Raw genomic sequence first — 16,688 nt, forward strand, 5'->3', positions numbered from 1 at the left:
CCGGATTCGCTGCTGTTCCGCCGTCAGCGGTTGCCCTTCGCCCGGCTGTCCCGCGCGTTCCGCCTTGAGTTGATCCACCCAGCGGCGCACGGCCGTCTCGCCAAGATCCTGATCCTGGCAGACGGCCGGCACCGTCAGACCGTCATCGACCACCATGCGGGCGATGCGTTCCTTGTATTCGCCTGAAAAGCTCCGGCGTTTGCGTGCCATGGCTGTTCTCCTCGTAACAGGGGGTTATCGTCCCACCTAACGAGGTGTCCACGAAAATTAGGCCAGCTCAAGGTGGCACTGCTCAGGATGGGGATCTCCGTGACGCTGTTAAAGTCCCGATCATGGGTGATGAGCGCTGATGAATTGCTGTGGATGGCGGTGGCCACCTGAATGGCGTCCGGTAGCTTGAGTTCGTACCGGGTGCGGATGCGGGCGGCCGTGAAGGATAAAGGGGCGTCAAGTTCCTGAATGTGCCAGTTGTTGCTGTTTGCCAGGGTCTGGTAGTAGCGGTCTGCAAGGATTTCGTCGTTGTTGCGCAGGGGGCCGGCCAGAAACTCCGCCAGTGTTACGGTTGATACGACCCCATGGAGGGTTCCTGCCTCGATTCGCTCGAAAACCGGGAGGTAAGGCTCAAGGAGAGTGGGGTGATCCTCCATCAGGTAAATGATGGGGGCGGTATCGACGGTGATCCACGAGCCCTCGGGAAGCTCGGCGACGTCCACCATCAGTCCCACTCTTCCCGCAGGTCGGCCACGGTCTTCGCGGGTTCTGTTCCCCAGAGCCCTGCGCCGGATCCGCGCAAAGCGAGGAGGCCGGCCTGACTTGACGGGATTTTGCACTGGTCCGGGGCTGCGAGGATGGCGTAGGGCTTGCCCCGCTTCATGATAATGGCGGGCTCGCCACTGTGTGCCCGGTCCAGCAGGTTCGGCAATTGGCGCCGGGCGGCTTCGGATCCGATCTTTTGCATGTGGGGCCTCCTTGTCATGTTCCTGTACGTACTGTACAGGGGGGTTGATGGCCACGTAAACTGCTCATCATCCGGCCACAAGTGACTGTACCTCGACCGCCCGATCCATTCGCGGGCGAGCCCGCTCCCACAGTGGGCTGGTGATGGGGACTGAGAGGCAACGGGCCGTGCGCTGGTGATGGGGGCTGAGAGATGAACGGGCGTGTGCTGGTGACGGGGGCGTCGGGGTTTGTGGGGCGGGCCGTGATGGCGCGGCTGGCCGGGGAGGGCTCGGGGCGGGCGCCGGTGGCCGGGGTTCGGCGTGCGGCCGGGGTGTTCCGGGAGGAATGCGCGCTGGGGCCGCTCGAAGAGTTCGGGGCCGGGGTCGCGCTGCCCGAGGGACTGGATGCGGTGGTGCACCTGGCGGGGCGGGCGCATGTGCTGGATGAGCCGGAGGCGGATCCGCTCGGGGTGTTCCGGCAGGTGAACGTGGAAGGAACGTTGAACCTGGCGCGCCAGGCGGCGGAGGCCGGGGTGCGGCGGTTCGTGTTCGTGAGTTCGGTGGGGGTGAACGGGAACGTGACCTCCGCGCGAGCTTTCACGGAACGGGACGTCCCGGCGCCGCAGGAGCCGTATGCGGTGTCGAAGTACGAGGCGGAGCAGGGACTCTGGGAGCTGGCGGCAGAGACAGGAATGGAGGTGGTGGTGATTCGGCCGCCGCTGGTGTACGGGCCGGGGGCGCCGGGCAACTTCGGCCGTTTGCTGCGCTGGGTGCAGCGGGGCGTGCCATTACCGCTGGGTGCGGTTACGCGGAACCGGCGTTCGCTGGTGGCGCTGGATAACCTGGTGGACCTGCTGGTGACCTGTCTGGATCATCCCGCGGCGGCGGGGGAGACGTTCCTGGTGGCGGACGGCGAGGATGTGTCCACGGCGGGGCTGTTGCGCCGGGTGGGGGATGCTCTGGACCGGCCGGCGCGTCTGTTGCCCGTGCCGGTGTGGGTGTTGCGGGCGGGGGCGGTGGCTCTGGGCCGGCGGGAGATGGCGCGGCGGCTGCTGGATTCGCTGCAGGTGGATATTTCGCATACGCGGGAGACGCTGGGGTGGGAGCCGCCGGTGTCGCTGGATGAGGGGTTGCGGCGGGCGGTTGTGTCGTTGCGTCGTTAGGATTGGTGGTTTTCGGGCTTTGGCGGGGGCTTCGCGGCCGAGGCCGCTCCCACGGGGGGGTAGCATTGGTTGTAGGAGGCCAGCCCTCTGGCCGATTGGATGTTGGACAGGCGCAATCGGCCAGAGGCTGGCCTCCTACAGGGGGGTGTTGTTTTGCGTGGGTGATCGGCCAGGGGGCGGCGGGCTGCTTGGTTTATGGGTTGATTCCGATATTGATTGTTTATCGGGTTGGGCGCATAATCGGGCGTTATGACATTGCTTGCGCGAACACCCAAGCAGATTGGGACGATTGTGCGCCGGGTCCGGCGAAAGCAGGGCCTTACGCAGGCCGCTCTTGGTGAGAAATCGGGCTTGCGCCAGGAGACGATCTCCCTGATCGAGAACGGGAACCCGGCCACCCGGTTGGAGACCTTGCTAGCGGTTCTGGCGGCGCTGGATCTGGAGTTTCAGGTTGCTCCCCGTGCGCGGTCGACTGCGTCCATTGAAGAAATCTTCTGATGCCGCGCACGCGACGCCATCCGCCGCTGCGTGTCTTGCTGAATGGTCGCCTGGTGGGGTTTTTGGAGAAGTCGGCGGCCGGGGCGATCCGCTTTCGGTATGACGCCAGCTGGCTGGGCTGGGAGCACGCGCTGCCCGTCTCACTCTCGCTTCCGTTGCGGGAAGATGCCTACCACGGCGAGCCCGTGGCCGCGGTGTTCGAGAACCTGTTGCCGGATGCGGATGCCCTGCGGCGGCGTGTGGCGCAACGCGTGGGCGCGGCTGGGACGGATGCCTACAGCCTGCTGGCGGCGATCGGGCATGACTGTGTGGGGGCGTTGCAGTTTTCGCTGTCGGATGCGCAGGAATCCGGGCCCGCTGGAGGGATTCGGGGGGAGCCGGTCGATGATACGGACATCGAACAGCTGCTGGGCGGTTTGGCACAGGCGCCGCTGGGTCTGGGCGACGACGAGGCTTTCCGCATTTCGATTGCTGGTGCCCAGGAGAAGACGGCACTGCTGTGGCATGAGGGTCGCTGGCTCAAGCCGCATGGCTCGACGCCGACTACGCATATCCTGAAGCCCGCGATCGGGCAGTTACCCAATGGGCTGGATCTGTCGGATAGTGTGGAGAACGAGTTTTACTGCCTGCGATTGCTGGCGGCGTTCGGTATGCCGGTGGCGCGTGCGGAGATCGGGCGCTTTGGGGGCGCGCGGGCGCTGGTGGTGGAGCGGTTTGATCGCCACTGGGCGCGCGATGGGCGGCTGCTGCGCTTGCCGCAGGAGGACTGCTGCCAGGCACTGGGCGTGCCGCCGAGCCGCAAGTATCAGAGCGAAGGTGGCCCCGGGCTGGTGGATGTGCTGGGGCTGTTGCGGGGCAGTGATACGCCGGGGGCGGACCAGGCGACGGTGCTGAAGGCGCAAGTCCTGTTCTGGCTGATCGGCGCCACGGATGGGCACGCCAAGAATTTCAGCGTGTTCCTGCAGCCGGGCGGCGGGTACCGGCTCACGCCGCTGTATGACGTGTTGACGATATTGCCCAGCGTGGCCAGCCGGCAGGTCGAACGCAAGCAGGTTCGGTTGGCACTTGCTGTCGGGCACCGCAACCACTATCGGGTGGATGGCATCCAGGGTCGCCATTTTCTGGAGACGGGCGCTTCGGCCCGTCTGCCTGCGGCGATGGTGCACGAGGTCCTGGCATCCGTGGTTCTGCAGGCCCCATCCGCACTGGATCAGATGGAACAGGAATTGCCGGCGGGTTTCCCGGTTGCTATCCATGACGCTGTGCGGTGCTCGGTGGAAGCGGGTATTCAGTCGCTGGAGCGGGTTCTTTGAGGCCAGGCGCGCAGGAGCGGCGCTGGGTGTAGGAGGCCAGCCTCTGGGCCATGGGGGCGTTGGGCTGGCGTGGGTGATCGGCCAGGGGGCTGGCCTCCTACGGGCGGCCCCGGCTGACCGGAAGCTGGTCGTCCTGAATGCGTGGGTGATCGGCCAGGGGGCTGGCCTCCTACAGGAGGGAGATTGTGTTGGCGTTTTTGGGATTGCTGGTGGCGATGGTGATGGTGGCGGGCCTGACGGGGCTGCTGCGTCGCTATGCGCTGGCGCGGGCGATGATGGATGTGCCGAACGCGCGCAGCTCGCACGAGGTGCCGACGCCGCGGGGCGGCGGGCTGGCGATTGCGCTGGTGGTTGTGGCGGGGCTGGCGATGCTGGGCGCGGCCGGTGCGGTGGCGCCCGGGGTCATGCTGGCGCTGGGGGGTGCCGGGCTGCTGGTGGCGCTCGTGGGCTGGTGGGACGACCGGGGCGAGGTACCGCCGCTGTGGCGCCTGCTGGCACATTTTGTGGCGGCCGGCTGGGGACTGGCGTGGCTGGGCGGACTGCCGCCGCTGCCGGTGTTCGGGGTGGTGCTGGATCTCGGCTGGTTCGGCCATGCGCTCGCGCTGGTGTATCTGGTGTGGCTGCTGAACCTGTACAACTTCATGGATGGCATCGACGGCATTGCGGGGATCGAGGCGGTCACCGCGGGGCTGGGCGTGGCGGTGCTGATGGCCTGGCTGCTGCCGGGCGCCGACTGGCTGCTGCCGGCGCTGCTGGTGGCGGCCACGCTGGGTTTTCTGCCGTGGAACTTCCCGCGGGCGCGGATCTTCATGGGCGATGGCGGTGCCGGGTTCCTGGGGATTACGCTCGGGCTGCTGTCGATCCAGGCGGCGTGGGTGGCGCCGGAGTTCTTCTGGGTGTGGCTGGTGATGCTGGCGCTGTTCGTGGTGGATGCAACGTACACCCTGGTGCGCCGGGGAATGCGCGGGGAACGGGTGCATGTGGCGCACCGGGCCCATGCGTATCAGCACGCGGCCCGGTTGGCCGGTTCGCACGCGCCGGTGTCGCTGGGCGTGGGGCTCATCAACCTGCTCTGGTTGCTGCCGGTGGCGGCACTGGTGTCGCAGGGGCATCTGGATGGTGCACTGGGGGCGCTGATTGGCAGCGTACCCCTGCTTGCGGGTGCGGTGTGGTTCCGGGCGGGGGAGCCGGAGCAGCCGGATTAGTCCCGGCCCGGGCCCCGAGACGCGCGGGGACGGAATCGGTACCATTCGCGGATTCGATGACCCCATTAATGGCCAACGGGAAACAACGCTGTCATGGATCTGATCACCCCCTACGGCGGGACGCTTTGCGACCGCTACGTTGACGAATCCACCGCGCGCGAGCTCAAGGAGCAGGCGCAGGAGATGCCGAGCTGGGATCTGACCGAGCGTCAGATCTGCGATGTGGAGCTGCTGCTGAACGGCGGTTTCTCGCCGCTGACGGGCTTCATGCGGCAGGCCGACTACGACGGCGTGCTGGACAACATGCGCCTGGCGGACGGCCAGCTCTGGCCGATGCCCATCACCCTGGACGTGAGCGAGGCGTTCGCCGAGCAGGCGGCGCCGGGCACCCGAATCGCGCTGCGCGATGCCGAGGGCGTGCTGATCGCCGTGATGGACGTGGAGGACCGCTGGACGCCGGACAAGGCGCGCGAGGCGCAGCAGGTGTTCTCCACCACCGACGTCGCGCATCCGGCGGTCAACTACCTGATGAACCGTGCCGGGTCAGTGTACCTGGGCGGCACGCTGCACGGGGTCGAGTCCCCGGTGCACTACGACTTCCGTAACTACCGCTACAGCCCGGCCGAGCTGCGTGAGTACTTCCGCAAGCTGGGCTGGAACCGCATCGTCGCCTTCCAGACCCGCAACCCGATGCACCGCGCCCACGTGGAGCTGACCCGGCTGGCCGCCCGCCAGACCGAGGCCAACCTGCTGATCCACCCGGTGGTGGGCATGACCCGGCCCGGCGACGTCGACCACTACGTGCGCGTGCGCTGCTACGAGCACGTGCTGCGTCAGGCTCCGGAGCAGACCACCCAGCTCAGCCTGCTGCCGCTGGCGATGCGCATGGGCGGCCCGCGCGAGGCGCTGTGGCACGCCATCATCCGCCGCAACTACGGCTGCACCCACTTCATCGTCGGCCGCGACCACGCCGGCCCCGGGCCCGGTTCCGACGGCGAGGACTTCTACGGCCCGTACGACGCCCAGGAACTGATCCAGCAGCACGCCGACGAGATCGGCATCGAGATGGTGCCGTTCCAGGCCATGAGCTTCGTCGAGGACCGCGCCGAGTACGTGCCGGCCGACGAGGTGCGCGAGGACGAGGAGGTGCTCAACCTCTCCGGCACCGAGTTCCGCCGCCGCCTGCGCGAGGGGCTGGACATCCCCGAGTGGTTCTCCTACCCGGAGGTGGTGGCCGAGCTGCGCCGCAGCTTCCCGCCGCGCCATCAGCAGGGCTTCACGGTGTTCTTCACCGGGCTGTCGGGTTCGGGCAAGTCGACCATCGCCAACGCCCTGCGGGTCAAGCTGATGGAACTGGGCGGGCGCGCCGTCACGCTGCTGGACGGCGACATCGTGCGCAAGGAGCTCTCCAGCGAGCTGGGCTTTTCGCGCGAGCACCGCGACATCAACGTGCAGCGCATCGGCTTTGTGGCCAGCGAGATCACCAAGAACGGCGGCGTGGCCATCTGCGCGCCCATCGCCCCGTACACCGACATGCGCCGGCGCGTGCGCGAGCGCGTGGAGGACGCGGGCGGGTTCCTGGAGATCCACGTGGCGACCCCGCTGGAGACCTGCGAGCAGCGCGACCGCAAGGGCCTGTACGCCAGGGCGCGCGCCGGCCTGATCAAGGAATTCACCGGCATCGACGACCCGTACGAAGAACCGGAACACCCGGAGCTGCGCATCGACACCCGCGAGATGACCCCGGACGAGGCGGCCCACCGGATCCTCCTCAAGCTGGAAGGCATGGGGTTCATCCGCAACCCGTAGGAGGCCCGCCGCCACGCCGGGCGGCACCGGTAGGAGGCCAGCCCCCTGGCCGATCGGGCCTGGCCAACCCACCGGGGGTGAATCTGCCGGAGAGCCGGCCTCCTACGGGCCGGGGCCGCCGGGATACCCCGTAGGAGGCCAGCCCCCTGGCCGATCGGGCCTCGCCAACCCGCCGGGGCGGATCGGCCGGAGGGCCGGCCTCCTACGGGCCGGGGCCGCCGGGATACCCCGTAGGAGGCCAGCCCCCTGGCCGATCGGGGCATCGCCAACCCACCGGGCGGCACCGGTAGGAGGCCAGCCCCCTGGCCGATCGGGCCTGGCCAACCCACCGGGGGTGAATCGGCCGGAGGGCCGGCCTCCTACGGGCCGGGGGGCGCCGGCGCACCGGTAGGAGGCCAGCCCCCTGGCCGATCGGGGCCTCGCCAACCCGCCGGGGCCCGGCGCCCCCACCGGGGCGCGCGATAACCGAACAACAGGCGAACAAGGACACGTCATGAAGATTCTGATTACTGGAACGGCCGGGTTCATCGGCAATGCCCTGGCCCTGCGCCTGCTGGAGCGCGGCGACGAGGTCATCGGCGTCGACAACCTGAACGACTACTACGACGTCTCGCTCAAGAAGGCGCGCCTGGCCCGCATCCAGGACCACGAGCGCTTCACCGAGGAACGCGTGGACATCGCCGACCGCGAGGCGATGCAGCGGGTGTTCCGCGAGCACCAGCCGCAGCGCGTGGTCAACCTGGCGGCCCAGGCCGGCGTGCGCTACTCGCTGGAGAACCCGGCCGCCTACATCGACACCAACCTGGTCGGCTTCGGCAACATCCTGGAGGGCTGCCGCCACAACGGCGTGGAGCACCTGGTCTACGCCAGCTCCAGCTCGGTCTACGGCGCCAACGAGGAGATGCCGTTCTCCGTCCACCACAACGTCGACCACCCGCTCAGCCTCTACGCCGCGAGCAAGAAGGCCAACGAGCTGATGGCGCACACCTACAGCCACCTGTACCAGCTGCCCACCACCGGCCTGCGGTTCTTTACCGTATACGGCCCCTGGGGCCGGCCGGACATGGCGCTGTTCATGTTCACCCGCAAGATCCTCGCCGGCGAGCCGATCGACGTCTTCAACTACGGCAACCACCGGCGCGACTTCACCTACATCGACGACATCGTCGAAGGCGTGATCCGCACCCTGGACCGCCCGGCCCAGCCCAACCCCGAGTGGAGCGGCGCGCAGCCCGACTCCGCCACCAGCGCCGCCCCCTACCGGCTGTACAACATCGGCGCACACCGCCCGGTGGAGCTGATGCACTACATCGAGGTGCTGGAAGACAACCTCGGCAAGAAGGCCGAAAAGAACCTCCTGCCCCTGCAGCCCGGCGACGTCCCCGACACCTACGCCGACGTCGAGGACCTGCGCGCCGATACCGGCTACGAACCCACCACCAGCGTGGAAGAAGGCGTGGCCAGCTTCGTCGCCTGGTACCGCGACTACTACCAGGTCTGACCCGCCGCCGTTCGCGTGCAAGCACGCTCCCATGGGCGGGTGGGGAGCCGCGTAGGAGCGGCCTCGGCCGCGAAGCCCCTGCTACAATCGGCCTCATGCGCCTGAGTCCGCAACATATACGAGCGATCCGCGACGTCGTGCGCCACGAATGCGGGCCCGACGCGCGCGTTCGCCTGTTTGGATCGCGGCTGGACGATACCCGACGTGGCGGGGACGTGGACGTGCTCGTCGAGCTCGAACAGCCGGTCGAGCGTCCCGCGGTGCTTGCCGCGCGTCTCTCGGCCCGGCTCAGCCGCCGGCTGGACGGGCGCTCGGTCGATGTCGTCCTGTCTGCCCCGAATCTGCCCCGCAGCGCCGTTCACCGCATGGCCGAACAGCAGGGACAGCTTCTGTGAACATCGACCCCGAACAGCTCGAGCGTCTCCGGTTTCTCGGTCGCGTGGTTCAGCGCGAACGCCAGCATCTGGAGACGACCGATCAACGCGTCTTCAGCGAGCCTTTCACCCCGGCCCGCGCGGGTGCACTGGCCGACAACGTCGACGAAGCCGAGCGTGTCGAAGCCTTCGTGAGCCGCTTCGGACGTCTGCAGGATACGCTGGGCGACAAGCTGCTGCCCGTGTACCTCGAGGCGCTCGGCGAACGCCTTGGCGCGGCGATCGACAACCTCGACCGGGCGGAAAAACTCGGGCTGATCCCTTCCAGTGATGAGTGGCTCGCGATGCGCAAGCTGCGCAATCAAATGGTGCACGAATACATCGAGGCCGCCACCACCCTGGCGGATGCGCTCCAGGCGGGCCACGAGTTTGTGCCGACCCTGAGTGCCGTGGTGGACAACATCCTGGCCGACATGCGCGCCCGCGGCTGGGCGGCCGCGTAGGAGCGGCCTCGGCCGCGAACCGGCCTGTTCGCGTGCAAGCACGCTCCCACAGGCGGGTAGGAGCACCGTAGGAGCGGCCTCGGCCGCGAACGGACGGGCATTCGTCCCGGGTTCAACGCTGTTCGCTTGCAAGCAAGCTCCTACAGGCGGGTGGGGCCGCGTAGGAGCGGCCTTGGCCGCGAACGGTGCCTCTTCCTCACCATTTGCGAGTTGCGTACGCTAGTCTGCGACGACTGGATCCGGAAAACACGCCGAAAGGCTGCGAGACGCCCATGCTCAAGCAACTCGACCTGCAAAACGTGACGGCCTTCGGCGATGCCCATCTGGAGTTTACTCCCGGCCTGAACGTGATTGTGGGGGAGAACGCTACGGGCAAAACTCATCTGCTCAAGCTCGCGTATTCCATCCAGTCGGTGCTTGCGGAAGGCGGTCGGGGTCGGGAAGAAGAGCGGGAACCCACCAAGGCCATCCTCCAGCCGCGGTTGGCGGACAAGCTTGTCGGGGTGTTCAAACCGGACAGCCTCGGCCGGCTGGCCCGGCGTCAGCAGGGACAAAGTCGGGGTTATGTCAGTGCTCGTTTCGAAGACAAGCGCTGGAATATCGACTTCGATTTCCACACCCAGAGCAAGAGCGAGGTCAATGTCACGCGCCTGCCGGACGCCTGGCTGGACAAGCCACCGGTCTACCTGCCCACGCGCGAGCTGCTGACCATCTATCCGGGCTTCGTCTCGGTCTACGAAAACCATTACCTGGAGTTCGAGGAAACCTGGCGGGACACCTGTGTGTTGCTGGGCGCTCCAACACTGAAGGGTGCGCGCGAGGAGCGGGCGCGCGAATTACTGAAGCCGCTTGAAGAGTTGATGGGCGGGCGTGTGGTCCTGGAAAACGGGCGTTTTTATCTGCGACAGCCGGGCCGGGGCAACCTGGAGATGGGTCTGGTCGCCGAAGGATGGCGCAAGATCGCGACACTCGTCCAGCTCATCGTGACCGGATCACTTCTGGAGCAGGGTTACCTCTATTGGGATGAGCCGGAGAGCAACCTGAATCCGCGCCTGATCCGCGCGGTGGCCGAGGCCATTCTCAGCGTGGCGGAGCAGGGCATCCAGGTGGTGCTCGCAACCCACAGCCTTTTCCTGTTGCGGGAGATCGATATCGCCGCCGAGCGACGGGGCAAAGGGGCCGCGCGGCAGAGGTATTTCGCCCTTTCGCAGGGAGAAGCGGGAGTCGAGGTGAGCCAGGCGGATACCCTCGAGGAGATCCACCCGCTCGCTCTGCTGGATGCGGAGCTTGAGCAGGCCGACGATTACCTGGAGCTGGAGTGAAGTCGTGACAGGAAGCCGCTTCACCGAAGGTGGTCTCACCTTCCACTTTGACGCCGGTGTGGAGGCAGGGCAGTACGACGGCTGGCGGTTCTTCACCGGCGGTTTTCAGAACACGTGCGGCGGCGCGAAAGCAGTCGACTTTGTGGCCCGGTGGGACAAAACCACCTACCTCATCGAGGTCAAGGACTACCGTCAGCACCCGCGGACCAAGCCGAGCGAGTTGCCGGACGAGGTGGCCGCCAAGGTACGGGACAGCCTGGCGGGGCTTGTGGCCGCCGGAGCCGGCGGGAACAGCGCATACGGCACGATTGAACCCGAAGAACGCCGACTGGCGCATTTCTGCGTCAGTGCGCGGCGGCTCCGGGTCGTGCTGCACCTGGAACAGCCGACCCATGGGCGCAAGGGGCACCGAAGACTGAACCCGTCCAACCTTAAACTGGGTCTTAAACAGCGGTTACGCTTCATCGACGCCCAGCCTCGTGTGGAGCGCATGGACACAACCCATGCGGAACATCCATGGCAGGTGACCAGCCCGTGAGCCATAGCGGCTTCGTTGCCCTCTTCCGGGGTCAGCCTGTTCGCTTGCAAGCAAGCTCCCACAGGGCCTCCCGGGCGTGGGGTTCGCCGTGGACCAGGCGGATGTCCTGCGGGCCGGTGCGGATGCCGCGCACGAAGCGCAGGAGGTCGGCCTGGTCCGCATGGGCGGAATACCCGCTGATGCTGTCCACGCCCGCGCGGATGGCGTAGCGCTCGCCGTCCAGCTCCACGTGGCCGCCGCGGCCGGCGGCCTGGATGGCGCGGCCCGGCGTGCCCTCCGCCTGGTAGCCGACGAACAGCACGTGGTGGCGTTCGTCCTCCAGCATCGCCTTGAGGTAGTTCACCACCCGGCCCCCGGCGGCCATCCCGCTGGCGGCGATCACCACCGCCGGGCGGCCGGAGCGGGCCAGGTAGTCCACCGTCTGCAGGTGGGTGTCGTGGTCATCTACCGTGTAGAGGTTCTCGAAATCCAGCGGATGGCGCCCGGCGCGCAGGCGCTGGTGCGCCTCGGCATCCCAGAACGGCTTCAGCTCGCGGTAGATCTCGGTAAAGCGCGCGGCCAGCGGCGAATCCAGCACCACCTCCATGTCGCGCCAGCGCCGGTTGCCGCGATGGATCAGCCCCTCCAGCTCATACAGCAGCTCCTGCGTGCGGCCGATGCTGAAGGCAGGCACGATCACCGTGCCGCCGTTGGCATGGGCATGCTCCACCGCCGCCCGCAGCCGCGCCGCGCGCTCGCGGCGGTCGCCGTGGAGGCGGTCGCCATAGGTGCTCTCCAGCACCAGCGTATCCGCCCGGCGGGGCGGCTTCGGCGCCGGCAGCAGCGGCGCCCCGGGCGCTCCCAGATCGCCGGAGAACACCACCCGGCGCGAACGCCGCTCCCCCGGCTCGCGGAAATCGAACTCCACATAGGCCGAACCCAGGATATGCCCCGCACGCTGCAGCCGCACCCGCGGGGCGAGGGCGGCATCTTCCACCGGCAGCGCATGCCAGGCGTTGTAATCCAGCGCCACCAGCCGCTCGTCGATGGTCTCCAGCACCGGCTCGATCAACTGCCGGTCGCGGGTGAAGCCGACCCGCAGCGCATCTTCCAGCATCAGCGGCAGCAGCCGGGCCGAGGGCTTCGAACAGATGATCGGCCCGTCAAAACCCGCCGCCAGCAGATACGGCAGCCGCCCGATGTGGTCGATATGCACATGCGTGACCACCAGCGCCCGGATATCCTCCACCGGAAACTCGATCGCATGGCGCTCCAGCGTATCGCCCGGCCCATGGTCGCGCCCCTGGAACAGCCCGCAATCCACCAGAAACGAATCCCGCGCCGACAGCCGCAGCCGATGGCAACTGCCCGTTACGCCCTCGGCGCCCCCGTGATGCACGATCTCCATATCGTCTTCCCTGACAGTAAGCGAACCCCGACGATACATCGGACCATGCCCAAGGCGCACTTGATTCGCCCCATTTTTCGTGGCCCAATCCGCATGTCGTTCAAGGGCTGAACACGCCCCGTAGGAGGCCAGCCCCCTGGCCGATTGTCCTGGCCGATTGCCCCACCGGCGAACCAGATCGGCAGGGCAATCGGCCAGAGGGCTGGCCTCCTACGACGGGCAAATCAACCAGGAATTCACCCAACCGGCCACCCCATGCTCAGCACCTACCGCAAAGCCCTGGCCCTGCTCAGCCGCAAGGAAAAACGCCGCGGCGGACTTCGGGCTCAGCCTGTTTCCCGCTTCTCCACCCCAAGATAGGGGTGACACTGTATATGGTGTCAGATGTCTGCTAACGTAAAGGATGTACTGCAGCAGCTCCGGGGTGCGGGCGGTTCCCTGCGATGCGATGAATTGCGACGGTTGCTCGAAACCCTGGGCTTCGAGGTCCGCGACGGGAAGAAAGCAGGCCACAAGGTGGTCACCCATGCCGGGCTGCCGAGTTTCTACTCGACCTCCTACACATGCGGACACGGGAAAAACCCTGAAATCAAGCCAGCTTATGTCCGGAACATCCGCAAGATGCTCGAGGAGCGGGAGCCGGAATTGAGCCAATGGCTGAAGGGAGAGACGTCATGAACGCACAGGACTACGGGATCACGATACGCCGGGTCATCGAGGAGGGAGAAGCCTGCTTCGAGGCCCGGGTACGAGAGCTGCCGGACGTTGTCGAATACGCCGACACCCACGACGAGGCCTACGAGCTCGCGATCGATACCATCGAGACCACCGAGGCAGCGCTGAAGGAAAGCGGACGCGCGCTGCCGCAGCCTTTGCCGCCTGCGGATGACTTCAGTGGGCGCATTACACTGCGCGTGCCCAGAACACTGCACCGCGCACTGGTCTCCCTGGCCGAAGACGAAGGCGTAAGCCTCAACCAGCAGATCGTCGCCGTATTGAGCTACTACGTCGGGGTGCAGACGCCCACCCGTACGGTTCCCGCCGAGTGGCATGCAGAACCCGCCACTGCCCGGCCCGGCGGCAAGGCTGGAACGGCTCGCCCGCAAATCATCCATGACATCGGCGCGGGCGACTCCAGCAAAGCCGATAAGTGGATGGCGCCAGCTGTATGACGGATTCCCCGATCCAAGCAGCCATCGATTGCCTGCGAATCCACGGGGTAAGCGTGCGCCAGTCCAGTGCCTGGCTGGCGGAAGATCATGACCCGCGGTTTTCACCCGTCGAGGCATACCAGCCGCAGTTCAAGCACCATGTGGACCGCAGCTATCTCATGGAAGTCCGCGAAGCAGAGACATCGTATTACGTCTTCCGGGTGTTCATCGGGCTGGGACTGCGCTTGTTGCCAGCTTCTCCCGCCCGGGAAGGCGAAGACCGGGAGAAACACGAAGCCGGTGAGGCAGAAAGCGATGGTGTGCTGGCGCAGATCGAGGCGACATTTGTTGCCGAATACGACACCGATACCGACCCGGGTCCGGAAGCGCTCGAAGCCTTTGCACAGAGGAATGCCAGCTACCACGTATGGCCATACTGGCGTGAATTTGTAAGCAATCAATGCGCCCGCATGGAGTTGCCGCGGGTCGTCATCCCGACGGTTCAGTTTGCTGTTCCGGCAGATACCCAATAACCCCGCATCCCGAACCCAACACCCGACCCTGAGGCTGCCCAGTTACCCCATGCTCAGCACCTACCGCAAAGCCCTGGCCCTGCTCAGCCGCAAGGAAAAACGCCGCGGCGGCCTCGTGCCGGGCATGGCCATCCTCATGCCGGCGGCGCTGGTCAACTACTCCGGTGCAGCTGAATAATGCAGAATAACCTCCGGCCCAAACGCAACCCCAAGCGCCGCCTGCACCCCGGTCTGCTTTCCGATCGGTGCAGGGAGCTCGCGCAGTGCGTCAAATACGTTGGCAGCCCCGTGCACAAGCGCAATCCCGGTGATTTCGGACTGACGCCACCTGCCGCGCCACGCCCCGGTAAGAGCCTGTGTGATGATGTCTCCATCTACCAGCGGGACGAAGCGCAGGCGCTGTTGCAAGAAGGGGTGCAAGCGGGCCTGGTGAGTCATGATGCCGATGACGGCTTCCCGCGCCATGTCTGGATGGTTCACAAGGATCGCGTCATCGAGGCGCGTTGCGACAACGACGCAGCCGGAACCTACCATGGTTATCCACTGGAGGCCGACGACCCCATGGCCGATGTCGTCAACCGCGAATGGACCCGGAGGCAAACGGAATGAGCGACGTCCTGCGATTCGACTGGGAGTGGCTGGCCTATCCCGAATTGCCTCCCGAAGAGGCCGCGACCTTTGCCGAGCTGACCATCCGGCTCAACGACAAGGCCATGACCCGCCTCTATGACGTGGCGGCAAAGACGGAGCGCGACGGCCTCTTTGCCGCCGCCTACCCATTGGCTCTGTTCCTGGCGGAAAACTGGTGGCGTCTTCGCTGGGAACCGGCACCGGCCAGCCTTGCGCGTGCGGGGCCGAAGTGGCGGATGGCGCATAGTATCGCGGCCGCCGGTGCCGGTTATGTCTGGCCGAACATCACTTTCCATGGGGACGGCGAGCGGATGTTCATGGAGGCTGGTCCGCATGCTTCGGAATCCTCCGCGGTGCAGTTCGTCTCGCAAGGGCATGGCGAGTTCGACGCCGGAGCGTTCGAGGCCGAGGTCGATCGCTTCATGGAAGGCGTTCTGGCGCGCCTGAAAGCCTGTGAACAGCCGGACACGGAGCTCGCAGATCTCTGGCGTGCGGTCCAGGCCGAGCGCTCGAGTGACGAGGCCTTCGAGCGGCGTCGGCTGGAAGCCATGGCGGGCTTCGACCCGGACGCGGCCCCGGAGACCATGCTGGACGAACTGTTGCGACTGGAACAGCGTCTTGGGGCCTCGGCCATCCGCGAATTGGCCGCGGCCTCGCGGCACAACACACTGGGCCACATTCAGGCCCTGGAAGAGGCGCTTCACGCCAGTGGCCTTCGGTACCAGGTCCCGGATGCTGATCGAATGAACCGCGAAGGGGCCGCCCCTCCATGGCAACGGGCGGTCGAAACCGCGCGGGCCGCACGACGAACCTGGGGCCTGGGCGATGGCCCGCTGGACAACACGCAGCTGGCCGCCATCGTGGATCTCCCGCGCGAACAGCTGGAGCCGGCGGCACCCGAGAACGTGCCCTATACCGCGAGCCTGAACGAGGGAGAAGAGGGCGCCCGACTGGTGTTCAGAACGGGGCATCGGCACGGACGCCGTTTCGCGCTCGGGCGCCTGATGGGTGACGCCTTCTACGCACCCGGCGAAGGGCGGATACTGGCGACCGCCACCGATGCCCGTACGGGACGGCAGAAATTCCAGCGCGCCTTCGCGCAGGAACTGCTGTGTCCTTTCGAGGCATTGAGCGAATTTCTGGACCTGCGGGAAGAAGTGGATGCGGGGGGCGATACCAACGCGCCGAACGAGGATCGCATCGAAGATGCGGCGGAATATTTCGATGTATCCCCGCGGGTCGTCCAGAGCACACTCGTCAACCGCAACATTCTGCCGCGAGACACACTGGAAATGTGAACCAGGGGGTGTCCCCCGCGGGAACAGTCCCTGGACCACACCAACCCCTGAGGCCACCCCATGCTCGACACCTACCGCAAAGCACTGGCCCCTTCCGGTTCGCCTGCGAGCAGGCTCCCACGGACCGCGCAGGCCGCCGCAGGAGCGGCCTCGGCCGCGACCCTGCGGGCTTGATTTGCCCCACGATTCGTGGCCCAATCCGCAGTTCGTTCAAGCGGTGAACAACCCCGCGTAGGAGATTCTATGTCTGCGTGCAAGGGTTCGGGGGTCGGTAGTCGGTCTGGTTTTTCATGAGGGCGAAGGCGACGCGGGCGAGTTTGCGAGCCAGGGCATTGAGGGCCTGCGTCGTGGCCAATCCCCGATCGAGACAGCGCTGGTAGTAGTCGCTCCAGGCGGGTTTGGATTTGGCCTGCATGGCCGCCATGTAGAGCAGGCGTCGCAGCTCCGGGTCTCCCTGCTTGGTGAGCCGGCGTCGGCCTCGCTTCTGGCCGGAGTCCCGGACCCGGACATCCATGCCCAGGAAGG

Annotated in this window: 21 protein-coding genes; 16 read left to right on the plus strand and 5 right to left on the minus strand. The window is 66.6% G+C overall.

Going from position 1 to position 16,688, the window contains the following annotated elements; all coding sequences use genetic code 11:
- From C998_RS15400 to C998_RS0113045, 3 genes are all read right to left on the minus strand, one after another.
- Positions 1-210 (minus strand): transposase (locus tag C998_RS15400; protein ID WP_038082115.1); only part of this gene is annotated, 210 nt, incomplete at its 3' end.
- A complete protein-coding gene (locus C998_RS14170) occupies positions 135-716 on the minus strand; it encodes a PIN domain-containing protein (protein ID WP_018871322.1) in 582 nt (193 codons plus the stop codon). The genes C998_RS15400 and C998_RS14170, both read right to left, overlap by 76 nt.
- Complete coding sequence (locus C998_RS0113045) at positions 716-958, minus strand: type II toxin-antitoxin system Phd/YefM family antitoxin (RefSeq protein ID WP_018871323.1); 243 nt, start codon at positions 956-958, stop codon at positions 716-718. Before C998_RS0113045 ends, C998_RS14170 begins: the two co-directional genes overlap by 1 nt.
- A 192-nt stretch (positions 959-1,150) precedes the next feature.
- Between C998_RS0113045 and C998_RS0113050 the strand changes: the two genes are divergently transcribed.
- The 10 genes from C998_RS0113050 to C998_RS0113095 all read left to right on the plus strand — a co-directional run bounded on the left by C998_RS0113050 (position 1,151) and on the right by C998_RS0113095 (position 11,164).
- Positions 1,151-2,101: an SDR family oxidoreductase gene (locus tag C998_RS0113050; RefSeq protein ID WP_018871324.1), complete on the plus strand. Its 951-nt coding sequence runs from the start codon at positions 1,151-1,153 to the stop codon at positions 2,099-2,101.
- Between the two features lie 249 nt (positions 2,102-2,350).
- Positions 2,351-2,599, plus strand: a complete 249-nt coding sequence (locus C998_RS0113055) for a helix-turn-helix domain-containing protein (protein ID WP_018871325.1) — start codon at positions 2,351-2,353, stop codon at positions 2,597-2,599.
- Positions 2,599-3,912 (plus strand): type II toxin-antitoxin system HipA family toxin, encoded by a 1,314-nt coding sequence (locus C998_RS0113060; RefSeq protein ID WP_018871326.1) that lies wholly within the window; start codon positions 2,599-2,601, stop codon positions 3,910-3,912. The genes C998_RS0113055 and C998_RS0113060 overlap by 1 nt, the downstream gene beginning before the upstream one ends.
- Before the next feature lie 215 nt (positions 3,913-4,127).
- The gene (locus C998_RS0113065; RefSeq protein WP_051076748.1) at positions 4,128-5,117 is read left to right on the plus strand and encodes a glycosyltransferase family 4 protein; all 990 of its coding nucleotides are present in this window, start codon (positions 4,128-4,130) and stop codon (positions 5,115-5,117) included.
- 93 nt (positions 5,118-5,210) lie between these two features.
- Positions 5,211-6,926: a bifunctional sulfate adenylyltransferase/adenylylsulfate kinase gene (locus C998_RS0113070; protein WP_018871328.1), complete on the plus strand. Its 1,716-nt coding sequence runs from the start codon at positions 5,211-5,213 to the stop codon at positions 6,924-6,926.
- 493 nt (positions 6,927-7,419) lie between these two features.
- The gene (locus tag C998_RS0113075; RefSeq protein ID WP_018871329.1) at positions 7,420-8,427 is read left to right on the plus strand and encodes an NAD-dependent epimerase; all 1,008 of its coding nucleotides are present in this window, start codon (positions 7,420-7,422) and stop codon (positions 8,425-8,427) included.
- A 95-nt stretch (positions 8,428-8,522) separates the two neighbouring features.
- On the plus strand, positions 8,523-8,822 hold the full coding sequence (locus C998_RS0113080) for a nucleotidyltransferase domain-containing protein (RefSeq protein WP_051076747.1): 300 nt from the start codon (positions 8,523-8,525) through the stop codon (positions 8,820-8,822).
- Positions 8,819-9,304 carry a hypothetical protein gene (locus C998_RS0113085; RefSeq protein ID WP_018871331.1) on the plus strand — a complete coding sequence of 162 codons (486 nt, stop codon included), beginning with the start codon at positions 8,819-8,821 and terminating at the stop codon, positions 9,302-9,304. The genes C998_RS0113080 and C998_RS0113085 overlap by 4 nt, the downstream gene beginning before the upstream one ends.
- A gap of 272 nt (positions 9,305-9,576) precedes the next feature.
- Complete coding sequence (locus C998_RS0113090; RefSeq protein ID WP_018871332.1) at positions 9,577-10,626, plus strand: ATP/GTP-binding protein; 1,050 nt, start codon at positions 9,577-9,579, stop codon at positions 10,624-10,626.
- Between the two features lie 4 nt (positions 10,627-10,630).
- Positions 10,631-11,164 (plus strand): hypothetical protein, encoded by a 534-nt coding sequence (locus C998_RS0113095; RefSeq protein WP_018871333.1) that lies wholly within the window; start codon positions 10,631-10,633, stop codon positions 11,162-11,164.
- Positions 11,165-11,195: 31 nt separating this feature from the next.
- Here C998_RS0113095 and C998_RS0113100 read toward each other — a convergent pair whose 3' ends face one another.
- The gene (locus C998_RS0113100; RefSeq protein WP_018871334.1) at positions 11,196-12,551 is read right to left on the minus strand and encodes an MBL fold metallo-hydrolase RNA specificity domain-containing protein; all 1,356 of its coding nucleotides are present in this window, start codon (positions 12,549-12,551) and stop codon (positions 11,196-11,198) included.
- A 462-nt stretch (positions 12,552-13,013) separates the two neighbouring features.
- On the opposite strand from C998_RS0113100, the gene C998_RS14175 reads away from it, so the two are divergent.
- Genes C998_RS14175 through C998_RS0113125 form a run of 6 tightly spaced genes read left to right on the plus strand, consistent with a single transcriptional unit; the run spans position 13,014 to position 16,163 of the window.
- Positions 13,014-13,229, plus strand: coding sequence for a hypothetical protein (locus tag C998_RS14175; RefSeq protein ID WP_231365003.1), 216 nt, complete (start codon positions 13,014-13,016; stop codon positions 13,227-13,229).
- The gene (locus C998_RS0113105; RefSeq protein ID WP_231365004.1) at positions 13,226-13,723 is read left to right on the plus strand and encodes a toxin-antitoxin system HicB family antitoxin; all 498 of its coding nucleotides are present in this window, start codon (positions 13,226-13,228) and stop codon (positions 13,721-13,723) included. The genes C998_RS14175 and C998_RS0113105 overlap by 4 nt, the downstream gene beginning before the upstream one ends.
- The gene (locus tag C998_RS0113110; RefSeq protein WP_018871336.1) at positions 13,720-14,235 is read left to right on the plus strand and encodes a hypothetical protein; all 516 of its coding nucleotides are present in this window, start codon (positions 13,720-13,722) and stop codon (positions 14,233-14,235) included. Before C998_RS0113105 ends, C998_RS0113110 begins: the two co-directional genes overlap by 4 nt.
- Positions 14,236-14,284: 49 nt before the next feature.
- The gene (locus C998_RS15305; RefSeq protein ID WP_018871337.1) at positions 14,285-14,413 is read left to right on the plus strand and encodes a hypothetical protein; all 129 of its coding nucleotides are present in this window, start codon (positions 14,285-14,287) and stop codon (positions 14,411-14,413) included.
- Complete coding sequence (locus C998_RS0113120; protein WP_026279632.1) at positions 14,413-14,844, plus strand: hypothetical protein; 432 nt, start codon at positions 14,413-14,415, stop codon at positions 14,842-14,844. The genes C998_RS15305 and C998_RS0113120 overlap by 1 nt, the downstream gene beginning before the upstream one ends.
- Positions 14,841-16,163: a hypothetical protein gene (locus C998_RS0113125; RefSeq protein ID WP_018871339.1), complete on the plus strand. Its 1,323-nt coding sequence runs from the start codon at positions 14,841-14,843 to the stop codon at positions 16,161-16,163. Before C998_RS0113120 ends, C998_RS0113125 begins: the two co-directional genes overlap by 4 nt.
- 241 nt (positions 16,164-16,404) lie before the next feature.
- On the opposite strand, the gene C998_RS0113130 is transcribed toward C998_RS0113125, so the two are convergent.
- A partial coding sequence (locus tag C998_RS0113130; RefSeq protein WP_018870508.1) for an IS110 family transposase occupies positions 16,405-16,688 on the minus strand: 284 nt, incomplete at its 5' end.

Source organism: Thioalkalivibrio sp. ALgr3 (assembly GCF_000377325.1).
Classification (GTDB): domain Bacteria; phylum Pseudomonadota; class Gammaproteobacteria; order Ectothiorhodospirales; family Ectothiorhodospiraceae; genus Thioalkalivibrio.